The organism is Azotobacter tropicalis (genome assembly GCF_059739045.1).
The window spans coordinates 2,258,997-2,278,380 of the sequence record NZ_AP046059.1; the positions used below are offsets into that span (position 1 = coordinate 2,258,997).

At 59.1% G+C, this 19,384-nt stretch carries 25 protein-coding genes and 2 pseudogenes; all 27 read right to left on the reverse strand.

What is annotated here, in order from left to right; genetic code table 11:
* Positions 1-19: 19 nt before the first annotated feature.
* Positions 20-1,348, reverse strand: a complete 1,329-nt coding sequence (secY, locus tag Atro_RS10665) for a preprotein translocase subunit SecY (protein ID WP_497927567.1) — start codon at positions 1,346-1,348, stop codon at positions 20-22.
* Complete coding sequence (gene rplO, locus Atro_RS10670; RefSeq protein ID WP_497927568.1) at positions 1,349-1,783, reverse strand: 50S ribosomal protein L15; 435 nt, start codon at positions 1,781-1,783, stop codon at positions 1,349-1,351.
* Positions 1,784-1,786: 3 nt separating this feature from the next.
* The gene (gene rpmD, locus Atro_RS10675; protein WP_039806119.1) at positions 1,787-1,963 is read right to left on the reverse strand and encodes a 50S ribosomal protein L30; all 177 of its coding nucleotides are present in this window, start codon (positions 1,961-1,963) and stop codon (positions 1,787-1,789) included.
* Positions 1,964-1,965: 2 nt separating this feature from the next.
* The gene (gene rpsE, locus Atro_RS10680) at positions 1,966-2,466 is read right to left on the reverse strand and encodes a 30S ribosomal protein S5 (protein WP_012699319.1); all 501 of its coding nucleotides are present in this window, start codon (positions 2,464-2,466) and stop codon (positions 1,966-1,968) included.
* A gap of 3 nt (positions 2,467-2,469) precedes the next feature.
* Positions 2,470-2,820, reverse strand: coding sequence for a 50S ribosomal protein L18 (gene rplR / locus Atro_RS10685; RefSeq protein WP_497927569.1), 351 nt, complete (start codon positions 2,818-2,820; stop codon positions 2,470-2,472).
* A 10-nt stretch (positions 2,821-2,830) separates the two neighbouring features.
* Positions 2,831-3,363, reverse strand: a pseudogene (gene rplF, locus Atro_RS10690) (50S ribosomal protein L6).
* A gap of 12 nt (positions 3,364-3,375) precedes the next feature.
* Complete coding sequence (gene rpsH, locus Atro_RS10695) at positions 3,376-3,768, reverse strand: 30S ribosomal protein S8 (RefSeq protein ID WP_497927570.1); 393 nt, start codon at positions 3,766-3,768, stop codon at positions 3,376-3,378.
* Positions 3,769-3,954: 186 nt separating this feature from the next.
* The gene (gene rpsN, locus Atro_RS10700) at positions 3,955-4,260 is read right to left on the reverse strand and encodes a 30S ribosomal protein S14 (protein WP_497927571.1); all 306 of its coding nucleotides are present in this window, start codon (positions 4,258-4,260) and stop codon (positions 3,955-3,957) included.
* Between the two features lie 12 nt (positions 4,261-4,272).
* Positions 4,273-4,812 (reverse strand): 50S ribosomal protein L5, encoded by a 540-nt coding sequence (gene rplE / locus Atro_RS10705; protein WP_497927572.1) that lies wholly within the window; start codon positions 4,810-4,812, stop codon positions 4,273-4,275.
* 20 nt (positions 4,813-4,832) lie between these two features.
* Entirely contained in the window at positions 4,833-5,147 is a 315-nt protein-coding gene (gene rplX / locus Atro_RS10710; RefSeq protein ID WP_497927573.1) for a 50S ribosomal protein L24, read from the reverse strand.
* 12 nt (positions 5,148-5,159) lie between these two features.
* Positions 5,160-5,528: a 50S ribosomal protein L14 gene (rplN, locus tag Atro_RS10715; RefSeq protein ID WP_003448734.1), complete on the reverse strand. Its 369-nt coding sequence runs from the start codon at positions 5,526-5,528 to the stop codon at positions 5,160-5,162.
* A gap of 23 nt (positions 5,529-5,551) precedes the next feature.
* The gene (rpsQ, locus tag Atro_RS10720; protein ID WP_012699311.1) at positions 5,552-5,818 is read right to left on the reverse strand and encodes a 30S ribosomal protein S17; all 267 of its coding nucleotides are present in this window, start codon (positions 5,816-5,818) and stop codon (positions 5,552-5,554) included.
* Positions 5,819-5,820: 2 nt separating this feature from the next.
* On the reverse strand, positions 5,821-6,012 hold the full coding sequence (gene rpmC, locus Atro_RS10725; protein WP_031596249.1) for a 50S ribosomal protein L29: 192 nt from the start codon (positions 6,010-6,012) through the stop codon (positions 5,821-5,823).
* Positions 6,012-6,425: a 50S ribosomal protein L16 gene (gene rplP, locus Atro_RS10730; protein ID WP_012699309.1), complete on the reverse strand. Its 414-nt coding sequence runs from the start codon at positions 6,423-6,425 to the stop codon at positions 6,012-6,014. Before rplP ends, rpmC begins: the two co-directional genes overlap by 1 nt.
* A gap of 14 nt (positions 6,426-6,439) precedes the next feature.
* A complete protein-coding gene (gene rpsC, locus Atro_RS10735) occupies positions 6,440-7,126 on the reverse strand; it encodes a 30S ribosomal protein S3 (protein ID WP_039806143.1) in 687 nt (228 codons plus the stop codon).
* 13 nt (positions 7,127-7,139) lie between these two features.
* Entirely contained in the window at positions 7,140-7,472 is a 333-nt protein-coding gene (gene rplV / locus Atro_RS10740) for a 50S ribosomal protein L22 (RefSeq protein WP_003304070.1), read from the reverse strand.
* A 13-nt stretch (positions 7,473-7,485) separates the two neighbouring features.
* Entirely contained in the window at positions 7,486-7,761 is a 276-nt protein-coding gene (gene rpsS / locus Atro_RS10745) for a 30S ribosomal protein S19 (RefSeq protein WP_497927574.1), read from the reverse strand.
* 16 nt (positions 7,762-7,777) lie between these two features.
* Entirely contained in the window at positions 7,778-8,599 is an 822-nt protein-coding gene (rplB, locus tag Atro_RS10750; protein WP_497927575.1) for a 50S ribosomal protein L2, read from the reverse strand.
* Between the two features lie 11 nt (positions 8,600-8,610).
* Positions 8,611-8,910, reverse strand: a complete 300-nt coding sequence (gene rplW / locus Atro_RS10755; protein WP_039806150.1) for a 50S ribosomal protein L23 — start codon at positions 8,908-8,910, stop codon at positions 8,611-8,613.
* On the reverse strand, positions 8,907-9,509 hold the full coding sequence (gene rplD / locus Atro_RS10760) for a 50S ribosomal protein L4 (RefSeq protein ID WP_497927576.1): 603 nt from the start codon (positions 9,507-9,509) through the stop codon (positions 8,907-8,909). The genes rplW and rplD overlap by 4 nt, the downstream gene beginning before the upstream one ends.
* 12 nt (positions 9,510-9,521) lie before the next feature.
* Positions 9,522-10,157: a 50S ribosomal protein L3 gene (rplC, locus tag Atro_RS10765; RefSeq protein WP_497927577.1), complete on the reverse strand. Its 636-nt coding sequence runs from the start codon at positions 10,155-10,157 to the stop codon at positions 9,522-9,524.
* An 85-nt stretch (positions 10,158-10,242) separates the two neighbouring features.
* Positions 10,243-10,554 carry a 30S ribosomal protein S10 gene (rpsJ, locus tag Atro_RS10770; protein WP_003243886.1) on the reverse strand — a complete coding sequence of 104 codons (312 nt, stop codon included), beginning with the start codon at positions 10,552-10,554 and terminating at the stop codon, positions 10,243-10,245.
* A gap of 149 nt (positions 10,555-10,703) precedes the next feature.
* Positions 10,704-11,897, reverse strand: coding sequence for an elongation factor Tu (tuf, locus tag Atro_RS10775; RefSeq protein ID WP_497927578.1), 1,194 nt, complete (start codon positions 11,895-11,897; stop codon positions 10,704-10,706).
* Positions 11,898-11,927: 30 nt separating this feature from the next.
* On the reverse strand, positions 11,928-14,030 hold the full coding sequence (gene fusA / locus Atro_RS10780) for an elongation factor G (RefSeq protein ID WP_497927579.1): 2,103 nt from the start codon (positions 14,028-14,030) through the stop codon (positions 11,928-11,930).
* Between the two features lie 29 nt (positions 14,031-14,059).
* The gene (gene rpsG, locus Atro_RS10785; RefSeq protein ID WP_497927580.1) at positions 14,060-14,530 is read right to left on the reverse strand and encodes a 30S ribosomal protein S7; all 471 of its coding nucleotides are present in this window, start codon (positions 14,528-14,530) and stop codon (positions 14,060-14,062) included.
* A 95-nt stretch (positions 14,531-14,625) separates the two neighbouring features.
* Positions 14,626-14,997: a 30S ribosomal protein S12 gene (rpsL, locus tag Atro_RS10790; RefSeq protein ID WP_349572574.1), complete on the reverse strand. Its 372-nt coding sequence runs from the start codon at positions 14,995-14,997 to the stop codon at positions 14,626-14,628.
* Positions 14,998-15,141: 144 nt separating this feature from the next.
* Positions 15,142-19,340 (reverse strand): annotated as a pseudogene (gene rpoC / locus Atro_RS10795) (DNA-directed RNA polymerase subunit beta').
* Positions 19,341-19,384 lie beyond the last annotated feature (44 nt).

Genomic DNA, 19,384 nt, shown 5'->3' on the forward strand with positions numbered 1-19,384 from the left:
CTCGAACCTTACGGGCAGATCAGCGGAGCATGCCGCCACCGTAGCCCTTCAGGCTGCTTTTCTTCATCAGGGATTCGTACTGGTGCGAAACGAGGTGCGATTGCACTTGTGACATGAAGTCCATCACAACCACCACCACGATCAGCAACGAAGTCCCGCCAAGATAGAACGGCACGTTGGCTGCCACCACCAGGAACTGCGGAAGCAGACAGACCGCCGTCATGTAGAGAGCGCCAAAAATGGTCAGGCGGGTCAACACGCCGTCGATATAGCGAGCCGACTGCTCACCCGGCCTGATCCCCGGAATAAAAGCGCCCGATTTCTTCAAGTTTTCCGCCACATCCTTGGGATTGAACATCAGCGCAGTGTAGAAGAAACAGAAGAAAATGATCCCCACACTGAAAAGAATGATATTCAATGGCTGGCCGGGCGCAATGGCCTGCGCTATGTCCTGAAGCCAACCCATGCCTTCAGACTGGCCGAACCACGACCCCAGCGACGCCGGGAACAGCAGGATGCTGCTAGCGAAAATGGCCGGGATGACCCCCGCCATGTTCACCTTCAGCGGCAAGTGACTGGTCTGTGCAGCAAAAACCTTGCGACCCTGTTGGCGCTTGGCGTAGTGCACCGCAATACGCCGCTGGCCACGCTCGACGAAAACCACGAAGCCAATAATCGCCACAGCCAGCAGCGCGACGGCCAGCAGCGCGACGATATTGATATCACCCTGGCGGGCAGACTCGAACGACTGACCGATCGCCGCCGGCAGACCGGCTACGATCCCGGCAAAAATCAGCATCGAAATGCCGTTACCGACGCCTCGCTCGGTAATTTGCTCGCCCAGCCACATCATGAACATCGCACCTGCCACGAAGGTGCTCACAGCCACGAAGTAGAAGCCGAAATCGGCGGCAAAGGCGACGCCCTGACTGGCCAGACCGACGGACATGCCGAAGGCCTGGATGATCGCCAGAGCAAGTGTCCCGTAACGGGTATACTGGCTGATCTTGCGACGACCGGCCTCGCCCTCCTTCTTCAACTGCTCCAACTGGGGGCTGACCACGGTCATCAGTTGCATGATGATCGATGCCGAAATGTACGGCATGATCCCCAGCGCAAAGATGCTCATCCGTTCCAGCGCACCACCGGAGAACATGTTGAACAGGCTAAGAATGGTTCCCTCGTTCTGCTGGAACAGTTCCGCGAGCCTGTCGGGGTTGATTCCTGGCACCGGGATATGCGCGCCTATACGATAGACGATGATCGCCAGGAACAGGAACCGCAGCCGAGCCCACAGCTCGGACAACCCGCCATTGCTGAGTGCGGAGAGAGCACCTTGCTTAGCCATTTAGTCCTCGATTTTACCGCCAGCTGCTTCGATGGCCGCACGCGCACCCTTGGTGACGGCGATTCCCTTCAGAATAACGGCTCGGCCTACCTCGCCAGATAGCATGACTTTCACGCGACGGACGCTTTGATTGACCAAATCGGCATCCTTCAGCGACTGCAGGGTCACGACATCACCGACCACCTTAGCCAGCTCGGAAGTGCGAATTTCCGCACGATCCATGGCTTTCAGGGAAGTGAAGCCAAACTTCGGCAGACGGCGATGCAGAGGCTGCTGACCGCCCTCGAAGCCGGGCGCAATCTTGCCGCCGGAGCGGGAAGTCTGCCCTTTATGGCCCCGACCGCCAGTCTTGCCGAGGCCGCTACCGATGCCACGACCCGGACGCAGCTTTTCGCGCCGGGCACCCGGAGCGGAACGCAGATCGTTCAGTTGCATGGATCAACCCTCCACACGCAGCAGGTAATAAGCCTTATTGATCATCCCACGATTCTCAGGGGTATCCTGAACTTCGACGGTATGACCAATGCGCCGCAGGCCCAAGCCCTTGACACAGGCCTTGTGATTGGCCAGACGACCATTCAGGCTCTTAACCAGAGTGACTTTGACAGTTGCCATGATCAGAGAATCTCCTCGACGCTCTTACCACGCTTGGCCGCCACAGATTCCGGAGACTGCATTTCCTTCAGTCCCTTGAAGGTGGCGTAAACCACGTTCACTGGATTGGTCGAGCCGTAGCACTTGGCCAGAACGTTCTGCACACCCGCAACCTCGAGAACGGCACGCATGGCGCCGCCGGCAATGATACCGGTACCCTCGCTGGCAGGCTGCATGTAAACCCGAGATGCGCCATGGGCGGACTTGACCGGGTACTGCAGGGTGGTACCGCTCAGATCAACTTGGATCATGTTGCGACGGGCAGCTTCCATGGCCTTCTGGATGGCAGCAGGCACCTCGCGGGACTTGCCGCGACCGAAACCGACACGCCCTTTGCCGTCGCCGACTACCGTCAGTGCGGTAAAGGTAAAGATCCGGCCACCCTTGACGGTCTTGGCAACGCGATTGACCTGAACCAGCTTCTCGATGTAGCCCTCGTCGCGCTTTTGCTCGTTATTCGCCATAACTTAGAACTCCAGCCCGCCTTCACGAGCAGCATCGGCCAGTGCTTTGACACGACCGTGGTACTTGAAGCCAGAACGGTCGAATGCCACCTGAGTTACGCCAGCGGCCTTCGCACGCTCGGCCACCAGCCGACCAACCCTCTTAGCCGCATCGACGTTGCCAGTAGCACCGTCGCGCAGTTCTTTGTCCAAGGTCGAGGCGGAAGCCAGAACCTTGCCGCCGTCGGTCGTAATGACCTGGGCATAAATATGCTGGGAAGAGCGGTATACGCAAAGGCGTACGGCTTCCAGCTCGCGCATTTTCAGGCGTGCCTTGCGAGCGCGACGCAGACGAGTTTCTTTCTTTACGCTCATTTGCTATGCCCTACTTCTTCTTGGCTTCTTTGCGATGGACCACTTCATCGGAATACCGCACGCCCTTGCCCTTATATGGCTCGGGACGACGGAAATCCCGAATTTCGGCCGCCACCTGCCCCACCAGCTGCTTGTCGATGCCCTTGATCAGGATATCAGTCTGGCTAGGAGTCTCAGCAGTGATGCCTTGCGGCAACTCATAGTCCACCGGGTGGGAGAAGCCAAGCGCCAGAGACAGGATCTGCCCTTGGCCTGCGCCTTGTAACCAACGCCAACCAGTTGCAGCTTGCGCTCGAAGCCCTGACTGACACCAATCACCATGTTATTGACGAGTGCACGAGTGGTACCGGCCATGGCTCTGTTCTGCTGATCGCCATTGCGGGCGGCAAAACGCAGCTCACCGGCATCCTGGATGACCTCGACGGAAGGATGCAGATTCAATTCGAGAGAGCCTTTCGCTCCCTTCACCGAAAGCTGCTGACCGGCCAGCTTGACTTCTACGCCAGCGGGCAGCTTGACGGGGTTCTTAGCAACGCGAGACATGCTGTTCCCCCCTTAGAACACTGTGCAGAGCACTTCGCCGCCAACACCGGCAGCACGGGCCGCACGATCGGTCATCACACCCTTGTTGGTGGACACGATCGAAACACCCAGACCACCACGCACCTTCGGCAGCTGATCGACGGACTTGTATTGGCGCAAGCCAGGACGGCTCACGCGCTTGAGCTCCTCGATGACCGGACGGCCCTCGAAATACTTGAGCTCGATGGACAGCAGCGGTTTGGCATCGCTGCTGACTTGGTAATCCGAAATGTAGCCTTCGCTTTTGAGAACATTGGCCACAGCCACCTTCAGCCTGGAAGACGGCATACTCACGACGGTCTTCTCAGCCATCTGGGCATTACGGATACGAGTTAGCATGTCCGCTAACGGGTCCTGCATACTCATGGGCTAATTGCTCCTGAATACAGAAAGAAAGCCTTGCGGCCTGTGCCCCCGACCTTGATCAAAAATAAAACCAAGAGCCAGGAGAGCCGAGCATCCTAGAGGCTGCCCAAAAAAGAATCAAGCCCCAATAGGGGCTTGATTCAGATGATTCGGACTCGACGCAGAAAGCACGAGCCCGAGACGCGCTTACCAGCTGGCCTTAACCAGACCCGGCACGTCACCGCGCATGGCAGCCTGGCGCAGCATGTTGCGAGCCAGGCCGAACTTGCGGTAGACGCCATGGGGACGACCGGTCAGGCGGCAGCGGTTGCGCAGGCGCGAAGCACTAGCGTCACGCGGCTGCTTCTGCAGGGCGATCTGGGCTTCCCAGCGCTGCTCCGGCGTGGAGCTCGGGTTGGCGATGATCGCTTTCAGCTCGGCACGCCTCTTGGCGTACTTGACAACCGTTTGCTGGCGTTTCAGCTCGCGGTTCTTCATGCTCTGTTTGGCCATTGCCTGCTCCAGTCAGTTGCGGAACGGGAAGTTGAAGGCGCGCAGCAAGGCACGACCCTCATCATCGGTACGGGCAGTGGTGGTCAGGGTGATGTCCAGACCACGCAGCGCATCGATCTTGTCGTAATCGATTTCCGGGAAGATGATCTGCTCCTTCACACCCATGCTGTAATTGCCGCGCCCATCGAAGGACTTGGCATTCAGACCACGGAAGTCACGCACACGCGGTAGGGAGATGGAGAGCAGACGATCCAGGAATTCGTACATACGATCGCGGCGCAAAGTCACCTTGACACCGATCGGCCAGCCTTCGCGGATCTTGAAACCGGCAATGGACTTGCGGGCATAAGTGACCACGGCCTTCTGGCCAGTGATCTTCTCCAGGTCGGCAACAGCGTTCTCGATGACCTTCTTGTCACCGACCGCTTCGCCAAGCCCCATGTTCAAGGTAATTTTGGTGATGCGCGGAGTTTCCATCACGTTGGCCAGCTGAAGCTCGTTCTTCAGCTTGGGCGCGATCTCGTTCCGGTAAATCTCTTTTAGTCGTGCCATGGTTATCTACCTAGCAGTGCTCAAGCATCAACCGGCTTTTGGGTCGACTTGAAGACACGAATTTTCTTGCCGTCTTCGACCTTGAAACCGATGCGGTCAGCCTTGTTGGTTTCAGCATTGAAGATGGCCACGTTGGAGACGTGCAGCGGTGCCTCCTTCTCGACGATACCGCCCTGAACACCCAGCATCGGGTTCGGCTTGCTGTGGCGCTTGATCAGGTTGACCCCGCCGACGACCAGACGGTCGTCAGCAAGCACCTTGAGCACCTTGCCACGCTTGCCCTTGTCCTTGCCGGCGATGACGATGATCTCGTCGTCACGACGAATCTTTTGCATGACGGCTTCTCCTTACAGCACTTCAGGGGCGAGCGAGACGATCTTCATGAACTTCTCGGAACGAAGCTCACGAGTGACAGGCCCGAAGATGCGAGTGCCGATCGGCTCCTGCTTGTTGTTCAGCAGGACTGCCGCATTGCCATCAAAGCGAATGATGGAGCCGTCGGGACGACGCACGCCGTGCTTGGTGCGGACCACCACAGCCGTCATGACCTGGCCCTTCTTGACCTTGCCGCGCGGAATCGCTTCCTTCACGGTGACCTTGATGATGTCGCCGATGCCGGCGTAACGACGATGCGAGCCACCCAGCACCTTGATGCACATAACGCGACGAGCACCGCTATTGTCGGCCACATCGAGCATGGATTGAGTCTGAATCATAACTTTCTCCGACCCTTAGTCTCTTAGACTTCCACCGCGCGCTCGACGACTTCCACCAGCATCCAGGACTTGGTCTTGGCCAGCGGACGGGTCTCGCGAATGGTGACCGTGTCGCCGATACGGCACTGATTGGTTTCGTCGTGGGCATGCAGCTTGGTCGAACGCTTCACGTATTTACCGTAGATCGGGTGCTTTACGCGGCGCTCGATCAGGACGGTGATGGTCTTGTCCATTTTGTCGCTTACGACACGGCCGGTCAGCGTGCGAACGGTTTTCTGAGCTTCAGCCATGATCACTTACCTGCCTGCTGGTTGAGCACAGTCTTGACGCGAGCGATATCGCGCTTCACTTGCGAGAGCAGGTGGGACTGCCCCAGTTGACCAGTAGCCTTCTGCATGCGCAGATTGAACTGGTCACGCAGCAGGCCGAGCAATTGCTCGTTCAGCTGCTCAGCCGATTTTTCACGAAGTTCATTCGCTTTCATCACATCACCGTCCGCTTAACAAAAGTGGTGGCGAGCGGCAGCTTGGCTGCTGCCAGGGCGAAAGCCTCGCGCGCCAGCTCTTCGGAAACACCCTCGATTTCGTAGAGCACCTTGCCCGGCTGGATCTGGGCTACCCAGTACTCGACGTTACCCTTACCCTTACCCATACGAACTTCGAGGGGCTTCTTGGTAACCGGCTTGTCGGGGAATACGCGGATCCAGATCTTGCCGCCACGCTTGACGTGACGGGTCAGGGCGCGGCGTGCAGCCTCGATCTGGCGAGCGGTGAGACGACCACGGCTCACGGACTTCAAGGCAAATTCGCCGAAGCTGACCTTGCTACCACGGTGAGCCAGACCACGGTTGTGGCCGGTCATCTGCTTGCGGAATTTTGTACGCTTGGGTTGCAGCATGTTGCGTACTCCTCTTACTTAGCAGCTTTTTTACGAGGCGCAGGCGCTTGCGGCTTGAGTTCTTCGTGCTGGCCACCGATGACCTCGCCCTTGAAGATCCAAACCTTGACGCCGATCACACCATAGGTGGTGTGCGCTTCGTAGGTGGCGTAATCGATATCTGCGCGCAGGGTGTGCAGCGGCACACGGCCTTCGCGATACCATTCGGTACGGGCGATCTCGGCACCGCCCAGACGACCGCTCACCTGGATCTTGATGCCCTTGGCACCAATACGCATGGCGTTCTGCACGGCGCGCTTCATGGCGCGACGGAACATCACGCGGCGCTCGAGCTGCTGAGCTACGCTCTGAGCAACCAGCATACCGTCGAGCTCCGGCTTACGGATCTCTTCGATGTTGATGTGCACCGGCACACCCATTTGCTTGGTCAGGTCCTGACGCAGCTTCTCGACATCCTCACCCTTCTTGCCGATCACGATGCCGGGGCGAGCGGTGTGGATGGTGATGCGTGCGGTTTGAGCCGGACGAGCGATGTCGATACGGCTCACGGATGCGCTTTTTAGTTTGTCTTGGAGGTACTCACGGACCTTCAGATCGGCAAACAGATAATCCGCATATGTGCGCTTGTCTGCATACCAAACGGAGGTGTGCTCCTTGACGATTCCCAGGCGGATGCCAACGGGATGTACTTTCTGACCCATCTGATCGACTCCGTTACTTGTCCGCAACCTTGACAGTGATATGGCAAGACCGCTTGACGATGCGATCAGCACGGCCTTTGGCACGCGGCATGATGCGCTTAAGCGAACGCCCCTCGTTGACGAAAACAGTAGAGACCTTCAGGTCATCCACGTCTGCGCCCTCGTTGTGCTCGGCGTTGGCCACGGCCGACTCCAGCACTTTCTTCATGATCTCGGCGGCTTTCTTGCTGCTGAAAGCCAGGAGGTTGAGCGCATCGCCCACCTTCTTCCCGCGGATCTGGTCGGCGACCAAGCGGGCTTTCTGGGCGGAGATTCGAGCGCCCGACAGCTTAGCGGCTACTTCCATCTTTCCTTACCCCTCAACGCTTGGCTTTCTTGTCTGCCGCATGACCACGATAGGTACGGGTAGCAGCAAACTCGCCTAGTTTGTGACCAACCATGTCCTCGCTGATAAGCACCGGGACATGCTGACGGCCGTTATGCACAGCGATGGTCAGACCAACCATCTGCGGCAGGATCATCGAACGACGCGACCAGGTCTTCACCGGTTTGCGATCGCTTTTTTCCACCGCCACTTCGACCTTCTTCAACAGGTGAAGATCGATGAAAGGACCTTTTTTCAGAGAACGCGGCACAGTCGTATCCCTCTAGTTACTTACGGCGGCGGACGATCATGTTGTCGGTGCGCTTATTCGACCGGGTCTTCGCACCCTTGGTCGGGAAGCCCCACGGCGACACCGGATGACGACCACCCGAGGTACGACCTTCACCACCACCATGCGGGTGGTCGACCGGGTTCATCGCTACGCCACGAACGGTCGGGCGAACGCCACGCCAGCGCTTGGCACCAGCCTTACCCAGCGAGCGCAGGCTGTGCTCGGAATTGGATACCTCGCCCAAGGTCGCACGGCAATCAGCCAGAACCTTGCGCATCTCGCCGGAGCGCAGACGCAGGGTCACGTAGGCACCTTCACGCGCAACCAACTGCACGGAAGCACCGGCGGAACGGGCGATCTGAGCACCCTTCCCCGGCTTCAGCTCGACACCATGAATGGTGGAGCCGACCGGAATGTTGCGCAGCGGCAGGGCATTGCCCGCTTTGATCGGCGCATTCACGCCGGAGATCAGCTGATCACCAACTGCCACGCCCTTCGGCGCGATGATGTAGCGACGCTCACCATCGGCGTACTTCAGCAGCGCGATATGTGCGGTGCGGTTCGGGTCGTACTCGATGCGCTCGACGATAGCAGGAATGCCATCCTTGCTGCGGCGAAAGTCGACTAGGCGATAGTGCTGCTTGTGACCACCGCCGATATGACGAGTGGTAATGCGCCCGTTGTTATTACGACCACCGGACTTGGACTTCTTCTCCAGCAGCGGCGCATAGGGAGCACCCTTGTGCAGCTCCTGGTTGACCACCTTGACCACGAAGCGGCGGCCAGCGGAAGTCGGTTTGCATTTAACGATTGCCATGATGCACCCCTTTATTCAGCGCTGCTGGCGAAATCGAGATCTTGGCCGGCCTGAAGAGCGACGTACGCCTTCTTCCAGTCGTTGCGCTTGCCCAAACCGCGAGCGGTACGCTTGGTCTTGCCCTGAACATTCAGAGTGGTGACACGTGCGACCTTCACTTCGAACAAGGCCTCGACAGCCTTCTTGATTTCCAGCTTGGTTGCATCGGTGGCAACCTTGAAAACGAACTGCTTCTTGCTTTCCGCCAGCACAGTGGCCTTCTCGGAGATGTGCGGACCAAGCAGCACTTTGAATACGCGTTCCTGGTTCATCCCAGCAGCTCCTCGAATTTCTTCACCGCCGACACGGTGACCAGCACCTTGTCGTATGCGATCAGGCTGACCGGATCGGAACCCTGGACATCACGTACATCGACGTGCGGCAGGTTGCGCGCAGCCAGATACAGATTCTGATCGACTGCATCGGAGACGATCAGCACGTCATTCAGACCCAGACTGCCCAGCTTGCTCACCAAGCTCTTGGTCTTTGGCGCATCAACAACGAAGTCCTCAACAACGACCAGACGCTCCTGACGCACCAGCTCGCTCAGGATCGAGCGCAGAGCGGCACGGTACATCTTCTTGTTGAGCTTCTGATCATGATTCTGCGGACGAGCAGCGAAGGTCACGCCACCGCCACGCCAGATCGGACCACGGGTGGTACCCGCACGGGCGCGGCCGGTACCTTTCTGACGCCAGGGGCGCTTGCCACCACCGCTCACATCAGAGCGGTTCTTCTGCTGCTTGCTGCCCTGGCGACCACCCGCCAGATAGGCAACGACAGCCTGGTGCACGAGGGTCTCGTTGAACTCGCCGCCAAAGGTGCGCTCGGAGACTTCGATCGCCTGAGCGCCATTCACATTCAATTGCATCTCAGCTTCCCCTTAACCGCGAGCCTTGGCCGCCGGACGCACGATCACATCGCCGCCGGTAGCGCCGGGAACGGCACCCTTGACCAGCAACAGATTGCGCTCGGCATCGACACGAATCACTTCCAAGGACTGCACAGTTACGCGCTCGGCGCCCAAATGACCGGACATCTTCTTGCCCTTGAACACACGACCAGGAGTCTGGCACTGGCCGATGGAGCCCGGAACACGGTGGGAAACGGAGTTGCCGTGGGTATTGTCCTGACCGCGGAAATTCCAGCGTTTGATAGTACCGGCGTAGCCCTTACCCTTGGACTGACCGGTGACATCCACCAGTTGTCCCGCCTGAAAAATTTCGGCAGCGATTTGGTCACCGACCTGGTACTCCCCTTCTTCGAGGCGGAACTCCCAGACACCACGACCGGCAGCGACATTCGCCTTGGCGAAGTGACCGGCTTGAGCCTTGGTCACGCGCGAAGCCCGACGCTCGCCAACAGTGACCTGCACGGCACGGTAGCCATCGCTTTCTTCGTTCTTGAACTGGGTCACACGATTCGGCTCGATCTCGATGACCGTAACCGGAATGGAGACACCTTCTTCGGTGAAAATGCGGGTCATGCCGCACTTACGACCGACTACACCAATAGTCATTTTTTGAACCTCTTGAGTGTACGGGGCTTTCACCCGCTATGGCCGCCCATTTCAGAGCGTTACACGACCAAAACCCGAGCGGGTTTTAGCCGAGGCTGATCTGCACTTCCACACCAGCCGCCAGATCGAGCTTCATCAGCGCGTCGACGGTCTTGTCGGTCGGCTGAACGATGTCCAGCACACGCTTGTGGGTACGAATTTCGTACTGATCGCGCGCATCCTTGTTGACGTGCGGCGAAATCAGAACGGTATACCGCTCTTTGCGGGTAGGCAGAGGAATCGGACCACGCACCTGAGCACCAGTACGTTTCGCGGTTTCCACGATTTCCTGGGTAGATTGATCAATCAGGCGATGGTCAAAAGCCTTCAACCGAATACGGATTTGTTGGTTTTGCATTTTGACCTCAGACTCGAAGTTGCCACCCTATCGAGCGAAATACGCCCGATAAAAGGAGGCGCAATTGTACGGATGCCCCCCCAGGGTGTCAATAAAATGATCAGTAATAGAAAAAGCCCCAAAAGGGGCTTTTTCTATCAGCTCATCGATTACTCGATAATTTTGGCAACCACGCCGGCGCCCACGGTACGACCACCTTCGCGAATGGCAAAGCGCAGGCCGTCTTCCATGGCGATCGGAGCGATCAGGGTGACGACCATCTTGATATTGTCGCCTGGCATCACCATCTCGACGCCTTCCGGCAGCTCGACGTTACCGGTCACGTCAGTGGTGCGGAAGTAGAACTGCGGACGATAGCCCTTGAAGAACGGAGTGTGACGACCACCCTCCTCCTTGGACAGCACGTACACTTCGGCCTCGAACTTGGTGTGCGGCTTGATGGTGCCCGGCTTAGCCAGAACCTGGCCACGCTCCACGTCTTCGCGCTTGGTACCACGCAGCAGGGCACCAATGTTTTCGCCGGCACGACCTTCATCGAGCAGCTTGCGGAACATTTCCACGCCAGTGCAGGTGGTCTTGGTGGTCGGACGGATACCGACGATTTCCACCTCTTCACCCACCTTGACGATGCCACGCTCGACACGACCAGTCACCACGGTGCCGCGACCAGAGATCGAGAACACGTCCTCGATCGGCATCAGGAACGGCTGATCGATGGCACGCACCGGCTCCGGGATATAAGAGTCCAGGGTTTCCACCAGCTTGCGCACAGCAGAAACGCCGATGCCGTTGTCATCCTTACCTTCCAGCGCCATCAGTGCGGAGCCGGTGATGATCGGAGTGTCATCGCCCGGGAAGTCGTAGGTCGACAGCAGATCGCGCACTTCCATCTCGACCAGCTCCAGGAGCTCGGCATCGTCCACCATGTCGGCCTTGTTCAGGAACACGACGATGTAGGGAACGCCTACCTGACGCGACAGCAGGATGTGCTCGCGAGTTTGCGGCATGGGGCCATCGGCAGCCGAGCAGACCAGGATCGCACCATCCATCTGGGCAGCGCCGGTAATCATATTCTTCACATAGTCGGCGTGACCGGGGCAGTCAACGTGCGCATAGTGGCGAATAGCGGAATCGTACTCAACGTGGGAAGTGTTGATGGTGATGCCGCGAGCCTTTTCTTCCGGCGCGTTGTCGATCTGGTCGAAGGCGCGAGCAGAGCCACCCCAGGTCTCGGAGCAGACCTTGGTCAGCGCAGCCGTCAGAGTGGTCTTGCCATGGTCCACATGACCGATGGTGCCAACGTTGACGTGCGGTTTGTTACGTTCGAATTTTTCCTTAGCCACGACAGTAAACCTCTTACTTAAAGGGCTGAATCAACCTTGTTTTTTGACGATAGCTTCGGCGATGTTCGCCGGAGCTTCGGCGTACTTCGAGAATTCCATGGAGTAGCTGGCGCGTCCCTGGGACATCGAACGTACATCGGTAGCGTAACCAAACATCTCGCCCAGCGGGACTTCGGCGCGGATAACCTTGCCAGAGACGGTGTCCTCCATACCCTGGATCAGACCACGGCGACGGTTCAAGTCGCCCATGACATCACCCATGTAGTCCTCCGGAGTAACCACCTCGACCTTCATGATCGGCTCGAGCAACACCGCACCACCCTTCTGGGACAGCTGCTTGGTCGCCATGGAAGCCGCGATCTTGAACGCCATTTCGTTGGAGTCAACGTCATGGTAGGAGCCATCGAATACGGCGGCCTTCAGACCAAGCAGCGGATAACCCGCAACCACACCGTTCTTCATCTGCTCTTCGATACCCTTCTGGATCGCCGGGATGTATTCCTTCGGAATCACACCACCCACAACCTCGTTAGTGAAGAGCAACCCTTCCTGCCCCTCGTCAGCCGGCTCGAAACGGATCCAGCAATGACCGAACTGGCCACGACCACCGGACTGACGCACGAACTTGCCTTCGATCTCGCACTTGTTGCGTATGGTCTCGCGATAAGCCACCTGAGGCTTGCCGATGTTAGCCTCGACACCGAACTCGCGCTTCATGCGATCGACCAAAATATCCAGATGCAACTCGCCCATACCGGAAATGATGGTCTGGCCACTTTCCTCGTCGGTCTTGACGCGGAAAGACGGATCCTCCTGCGCCAGCTTGCCGAGGGCGATACCCATCTTCTCCTGGTCGGCCTTGGTCTTCGGCTCGACCGCCACGGAGATTACCGGCTCCGGGAAGTCCATACGCTCAAGAATGATCGGCTTCTCGATCGAGCACAGGGTGTCACCAGTAGTGACATCCTTCATGCCGATCAGTGCCGCGATGTCGCCGGCGCGTACTTCCTTGATCTCTTCGCGAGTGTTGGCATGCATTTGCACCATGCGCCCCACGCGCTCTTTCTTGCCCTTGACCGAGTTGACAACCGAGTCGCCAGAACTGAGAACACCCGAGTACACCCGAGCAAACGTCAAGGTCCCCACAAACGGGTCGGTAGCAATCTTGAACGCCAGCGCTGAGAACGGCTCGCTATCATCGGCATGGCGCTCGTCGACGACTTCCTCGTTATCCGGATGCACGCCCTTGATTGCAGGGATCTCGGTCGGAGCCGGAAGAAACTCGATAACGGCGTCCAGAACCAGCGGAACGCCCTTGTTCTTGAAGGAGGAACCACATACCGCCGGGACGATTTCGCAGGCGATGGTACGCTGACGCAGCCCAGCCTTGATCTCTTCGATCGACAGCTCGCCACCCTCAAGGTACTTATTCATCAGCTCTTCATTGGCTTCGGCAGCCGCCTCTACCATGTTGGAGCGATACTCATCGGCCAGCGCCTGCAACTCCGCCGGAATTTCTTCCTCGCGGTAGGTCATACCCTGATCGTCTTCGTTCCAGTAGATCGCTTTCATCTTGAGAAGATCGATCTGGCCTTGGAAGTTCTCTTCCGCACCGATGGCCAACTGCACTGGGACCGGAGTATGACCCAGACGCTTCTTGATCTGCTCGACGACGCGCAGGAAGTTGGCACCCGCACGGTCCATCTTGTTCACGTAGACGATACGCGGCACGCCGTACTTGTTGGCCTGACGCCATACGGTCTCGGACTGCGGCTCGACACCGGAGGTACCACAGAACACCACCACAGCCCCGTCCAGCACGCGCAGCGAACGCTCCACCTCGATGGTGAAGTCCACGTGCCCAGGGGTATCGATGATGTTTACGCGATAGTTGTCATACTGCTTGGTCGAGCCCTGCCAGAAGGCAGTGGTCGCAGCGGAGGTAATGGTGATACCGCGCTCCTGCTCCTGCACCATCCAGTCCATGGTGGCGGCGCCATCATGCACCTCGCCCATCTTGTGGTTGACGCCTGTGTAGAACAGGATCCGCTCCGTAGTCGTCGTCTTGCCTGCGTCCACGTGGGCGCAAATACCGATGTTACGGTAGCGATTGATCGGGGTTGTACGGGCCACAATGAGGTCCTCGTAGATGGAGGCTGAATTCAGAAACGATAGTGCGAGAACGCCTTGTTCGCCTCGGCCATGCGATGCACGTCTTCACGCTTCTTCACAGCAGCGCCCTTGCCCTCGGAGGCATCGAGCAACTCGCCAGCGAGACGCAGAGCCATGGATTTCTCACCACGCTTGCGTGCGGAGTCCACCAGCCAACGCATGGCCAGCGCATTGCGACGTGACGGACGGACCTCGACCGGAACCTGGTAAGTCGCACCACCCACGCGGCGGGACTTCACTTCGACCAGCGGAGCGATGGCGTCGAGTGCTTTTTCGAAGATTTCCAGGGGATCGGCGTTCTTGCGGGATTTGACGGTATCCAGTGCGCCGTAAACGATGCGCTCGGCAACCGCCTTCTTGCCGCTTTCCATCACATGGTTCATGAACTTGGCAAGAATTTGGCTTCCGTACTTCGGATCGTCCAAAATCTCACGCTTGGCTGCTACACGACGTCTTGGCATTGATAAGCCCTCAAACGGTCTTCAGGTTAGCTCGGAACACTGGCCACGCAGGCCATGCCCGACCTTACTCTTATCGACTCGACAAAAAAATTGGATTACTTCGGACGCTTGGCGCCGTACTTGGAACGACCCTGCTTGCGGTCCTTCACGCCGGAGGTATCCAGCGAACCACGCACCGTGTGATAACGCACACCTGGAAGGTCCTTGACACGACCACCACGAATCAGCACGACACTGTGCTCTTGCAGGTTGTGACCCTCACCACCGATATAGGAGGTGACTTCGTAACCGTTGGTCAGGCGCACACGGCAGACCTTACGCAGTGCCGAGTTCGGTTTTTTCGGCGTGGTGGTGTACACGCGAGTGCACACGCCACGGCGCTGGGGGCAGTTCTGCAGCGCTGGCACGTCGCTCTTGTCGACGAGGCGCTTGCGCGGCTGACGCACCAGCTGGTTGATAGTTGCCATCTACTAGCTCCACTGTTGTCTTTCGACATAAACAAAATGGCAGAGCAATTTGCCCTGCCAAATTTAGGGGTCCGTAAGTCTAAAGAGACTTCCGGACCTCGTCAAGGCAAGGCCCAACAGACACACTGGCCCGCCCCCCGGCAGTCAACTGCCGCTGGTGTTGAGCGCCTCGGTCAGCGCGGCCTCGACCTCTTCCGCGCTCACACGCACGGGCTTCTCGGCATCACGCTTGCGCTTGCGCTCGCTGTGATAGGCCAGGCCGGTACCGGCCGGAATCAGCCGACCGACGACCACGTTCTCCTTCAAGCCACGCAGATAATCGCGCTTGCCTGTGACCGCTGCCTCGGTGAGCACGCGGGTAGTTTCCTGGAAGGAAGCCGCGGAGATGAACGACTCGGTCGACAGCGACGCCTTGGTGATGCCCAGCAGAATGCGCTCGTACTTGGCCGGGAAGCGGTCCTCGGTCGCCAGTTGCTCGTTCTCTTCTAGGACTTGGGTCAGCTCCACCTGGTCGCCCTTAATGAAGCTGGAGTCGCCGGCCTCGGCGACCTCCACCTTGCGCAGCATCTGCCGCAGGATGGTCTCTATGTGCTTGTCGTTGATCTTCACACCCTGCAGACGGTACACGTCCTGGATCTCGTTGACGATGTACTTGGCCAGAGCACTGACACCCAAGAGGCGTAGGATGTCGTGCGGGTTGCTCGGGCCGTCAGAGATCACTTCGCCGCGGTTCACCTGTTCGCCCTCAAACACGTTGAGGTGGCGCCACTTCGGAATTAACTCCTCGTACGGCTCGCTGCCATCGTTCGGAGTGATGACCAGACGACGCTTGCCCTTGGTTTCCTTGCCGAAGCTGATGGTGCCACTGACCTCCGCCAGAATCGACGGCTCCTTCGGACGCCGCGCCTCGAACAGGTCGGCCACTCGCGGCAAACCACCGGTGATGTCACGGGTCTTCGAGGTTTCCTGAGGGATACGGGCGATCACGTCGCCCACCCCCACTTCGGCACCATCGGCCACACCCACCAGAGCGTTGGCCGGCAGGAAATACTGAGCCGGCACGTCAGTACCCGGCAGCAGCAATTCCTTACCGTTGGCGTCGACCAGCTTGACCGCCGGACGGATATCTTTACCAGCAGCTGGACGATCCTTAGGATCCATCACCTCGATGTTGGTCAGACCAGTCAATTCGTCGGTCTGCCGCTTGATGGTGATACCCTCTTCCATGCCGACGAAGGTCACCGTACCCTTCATTTCGGTCACGATCGGGTGGGTGTGCGGGTCCCACTTGGCAACGATGGCCCCCGGATCGACCTTGTCGCCCTCCTTCACCGAAATCACCGCACCGTAAGGCAGCTTGTAGCGCTCGCGCTCGCGACCGAAGTCGTCGGCCACGGCCAGCTCGCCAGAGCGGGACACCGCGACCAGGTTGCCGTCGGCCCGCTCGACGTGCTTCAGGTTGTGCAAACGGATGTTGCCACCGTTCTTCACCTGGACATTGTCCACTGCCGAGGTCCGACTGGCCGCACCGCCGATGTGGAAGGTCCGCATGGTCAGCTGGGTACCCGGCTCACCGATCGACTGGGCGGCGATGACGCCGACCGCCTCGCCGATGTTGACCTGATGCCCGCGAGCCAGATCGCGGCCGTAGCACTTGGCGCAGATGCCGTAGCGGGTCTCGCAGGTGATCGGCGAGCGCACGACCACTTCGTCGATGCTGTTCACTTCGATGAACTCGACCCATTTCTCGTCGATCAGGGTGCCGGCCGGCACAATGACCTCATCAGTCCGGGACGGAACACATCCTTGGCGATGACCCGGCCCAGCACGCGCTCGCCGAGCGGCTCGACCACGTCGCCGCCCTCGATGTGCGGAGTCATCAGCAGGCCCTGCTCGGTGCCGCAATCGACCTCGGTCACGACCAGATCCTGGGCCACATCAACCAGACGACGGGTCAGGTAGCCGGAGTTCGCGGTTTTCAGTGCGGTATCCGCCAGGCCTTTTCGTGCGCCGTGGGTTGAGATGAAGTACTGCAGTACGTTCAGGCCTTCGCGGAAGTTGGCGGTGATCGGGGTCTCAATGATCGAGCCATCGGGCTTGGCCATCAGACCGCGCATCCCGGCCAGCTGCCGGATCTGCGCCGCGGAACCCCGCGCACCGGAGTCCGCCATCATGTACATGGAGTTGAACGACTCCTGCTCGACTTCGTTGCCATTGCGATCGATGACCTTCTCCTTGGAGAGGTTGGCCATCATCGCCTTGGACACTTCGTCGTTGGCCTTCGACCACAGGTCGATCACCTTGTTGTACTTCTCGCCCTGGGTCACCAGGCCGGTGGCATACTGGCTTTCGATCTCTTTCACTTCCTCGGTGGCGCCGTCGATGATCCGCGCCTTTTCCGCCGGAATGACGAAGTCGTTCACGCCGATGGAAACCCCCGACAGGGTCGAGAAGGCAAAACCGGTGTACATCAGCTGGTCAGCGAAGATGACGGTATCCTTCAGGCCCACCGTACGATAGCAGTGGTTGATCAGCTTGGAGATCGCCTTCTTCTTCATCGGCTGATTGACCACATCATACGGCAGACCGGCCGGTACGACCTGGAACAGCAGCGCACGGCCAACGGTAGTGTCGACGATGCGAGTGTTGTGAACCAGGCTGCCGTCTTTCTGCTTGACGGTCTCGTTGATCCGCACCTTCACGCGAGCGTGCAGTGATGCCTCACCGCCCCGGAACACCCGGTCGACTTCCTGCAGGTCGGCGAAAACGCGACCCTCGCCCTTGGCGTTCACCGCTTCGCGGGTCATGTAGTACAGACCCAGCACCACGTCCTGCGACGGCACGATGATCGGCTCGCCGTTGGCCGGCGAGAGGATGTTGTTGGTCGACATCATCAGCGCACGCGCCTCCAGCTGGGCCTCGAGGGTCAGCGGGACGTGCACGGCCATCTGGTCACCGTCGAAGTCGGCATTGTAGGCGGCACAGACCAGCGGGTGCAGCTGGATCGCCTTACCCTCGATGAGCACCGGCTCGAATGCCTGGATACCCAGACGGTGCAGGGTCGGCGCACGGTTGAGCAGCACCGGATGCTCGCGGATGACCTCGGCGAGCACGTCCCAGACCTCGGGCAGCTCGCGCTCGACCATCTTCTTGGCCGCCTTGATGGTGGTGGCCATGCCACGGGTTTCCAGCTTGCCGAAGATGAACGGCTTGAACAGCTCGAGGGCCATCTTCTTCGGCAGGCCGCACTGGTGCAGACGCAGGGTCGGGCCCACGGTGATCACCGAACGACCGGAGTAGTCGACGCGCTTGCCCAGCAGGTTCTGGCGGAAACGGCCCTGCTTGCCCTTGATCATGTCGGCCAAGGATTTCAGCGGGCGCTTGTTGGACCCGGTAATGGCCCGGCCACGACGGCCGTTGTCCAAGAGAGCGTCCACCGCCTCCTGCAGCATGCGCTTCTCGTTGCGCACGATGATGTCCGGCGCGGCCAGATCGAGCAGGCGCTTCAGACGATTGTTGCGGTTGATTACCCGGCGGTACAGATCGTTCAGGTCGGAAGTGGCAAAACGGCCACCGTCCAGCGGCACCAGCGGACGCAGGTCCGGCGGCAGCACCGGCAGCACGGTCAGCACCATCCACTCCGGCAGGTTGCCGGAGCCCTGGAAGGCCTCCATCAGCTTCAAGCGCTTGGACAGCTTCTTGATCTTGGTTTCCGAGTTGGTCTGCGGAATCTCCTCGCGCAGGCGGCCGATCTCGTGCTCCAGGTCGATCTGGTTGAGCAGTTCGCGGACCGCCTCGGCACCCATGCGCGCATCGAAGTCGTCGCCGAACTCCTCAAGGGCTTCGAAGTACTGCTCGTCGTTGAGCAACTGGCCCTTTTCCAGCGTGGTCATGCCCGGATCGATCACCACGTAGCTCTCGAAATAGAGCACGCGTTCGATATCGCGCAGGGTCATGTCCAGCAGCAGGCCGATGCGCGACGGCAGCGACTTGAGGAACCAGATGTGGGCGACCGGCGAGGCCAGCTCGATATGCGCCATGCGCTCGCGACGCACCTTGGCCAGAGCGACCTCCACCCCGCACTTCTCGCAGATCACCCCACGGTGTTTGAGGCGCTTGTACTTGCCGCACAGGCACTCGTAGTCCTTCACCGGCCCGAAGATCTTGGCGCAGAACAAGCCGTCGCGCTCCGGCTTGAAGGTACGGTAGTTGATGGTCTCCGGCTTTTTCACTTCGCCGAAGGACCAGGAGCGGATCATCTCGGGCGAAGCCAGACCGATACGGATGGCATCGAACTCTTCGAGTTGACCCTGGTTTTTCAAAAGATTCAGCAGGTCTTTCAAAGCCTTTCCTCCTCACGAACCGGCGGTGACCGACTCGTGCCGGA

Bases quoted from the DNA above. Each gene is read 5' to 3' on its own strand.
- secY (WP_497927567.1), bottom strand. From the start codon at position 1,348: ATGGCTAAGCAAGGTGCTCTCTCCGCACTCAGCAATGGCGGGTTGTCC.
- rpsN (WP_497927571.1), bottom strand. From the start codon at position 4,260: ATGGCCAAACAGAGCATGAAGAACCGCGAGCTGAAACGCCAGCAAACG.
- rplE (WP_497927572.1), bottom strand. From the start codon at position 4,812: ATGGCACGACTAAAAGAGATTTACCGGAACGAGATCGCGCCCAAGCTG.
- rplR (WP_497927569.1), bottom strand. From the start codon at position 2,820: ATGAGCGTAAAGAAAGAAACTCGTCTGCGTCGCGCTCGCAAGGCACGC.
- rpsQ (WP_012699311.1), bottom strand. From the start codon at position 5,818: ATGGCTGAAGCTCAGAAAACCGTTCGCACGCTGACCGGCCGTGTCGTA.
- rpsL (WP_349572574.1), bottom strand. From the start codon at position 14,997: ATGGCAACTATCAACCAGCTGGTGCGTCAGCCGCGCAAGCGCCTCGTC.
- rplO (WP_497927568.1), bottom strand. From the start codon at position 1,783: ATGCAACTGAACGATCTGCGTTCCGCTCCGGGTGCCCGGCGCGAAAAG.
- rplX (WP_497927573.1), bottom strand. From the start codon at position 5,147: ATGCAAAAGATTCGTCGTGACGACGAGATCATCGTCATCGCCGGCAAG.
- rpsC (WP_039806143.1), bottom strand. From the start codon at position 7,126: ATGGGTCAGAAAGTACATCCCGTTGGCATCCGCCTGGGAATCGTCAAG.
- rpsG (WP_497927580.1), bottom strand. From the start codon at position 14,530: ATGCCAAGACGTCGTGTAGCAGCCAAGCGTGAGATTTTGGACGATCCG.
- rpsH (WP_497927570.1), bottom strand. From the start codon at position 3,768: ATGAGTATGCAGGACCCGTTAGCGGACATGCTAACTCGTATCCGTAAT.
- rpmD (WP_039806119.1), bottom strand. From the start codon at position 1,963: ATGGCAACTGTCAAAGTCACTCTGGTTAAGAGCCTGAATGGTCGTCTG.
- rplW (WP_039806150.1), bottom strand. From the start codon at position 8,910: ATGAACCAGGAACGCGTATTCAAAGTGCTGCTTGGTCCGCACATCTCC.
- rplV (WP_003304070.1), bottom strand. From the start codon at position 7,472: ATGGAAGTAGCCGCTAAGCTGTCGGGCGCTCGAATCTCCGCCCAGAAA.
- rpsJ (WP_003243886.1), bottom strand. From the start codon at position 10,554: ATGCAAAACCAACAAATCCGTATTCGGTTGAAGGCTTTTGACCATCGC.
- rplN (WP_003448734.1), bottom strand. From the start codon at position 5,528: ATGATTCAGACTCAATCCATGCTCGATGTGGCCGACAATAGCGGTGCT.
- rplB (WP_497927575.1), bottom strand. From the start codon at position 8,599: ATGGCAATCGTTAAATGCAAACCGACTTCCGCTGGCCGCCGCTTCGTG.
- rplD (WP_497927576.1), bottom strand. From the start codon at position 9,509: ATGCAATTGAATGTGAATGGCGCTCAGGCGATCGAAGTCTCCGAGCGC.
- rplC (WP_497927577.1), bottom strand. From the start codon at position 10,157: ATGACTATTGGTGTAGTCGGTCGTAAGTGCGGCATGACCCGCATTTTC.
- rpmC (WP_031596249.1), bottom strand. From the start codon at position 6,012: ATGAAAGCGAATGAACTTCGTGAAAAATCGGCTGAGCAGCTGAACGAG.
- rpsE (WP_012699319.1), bottom strand. From the start codon at position 2,466: ATGGCGAATAACGAGCAAAAGCGCGACGAGGGCTACATCGAGAAGCTG.
- rplP (WP_012699309.1), bottom strand. From the start codon at position 6,425: ATGCTGCAACCCAAGCGTACAAAATTCCGCAAGCAGATGACCGGCCAC.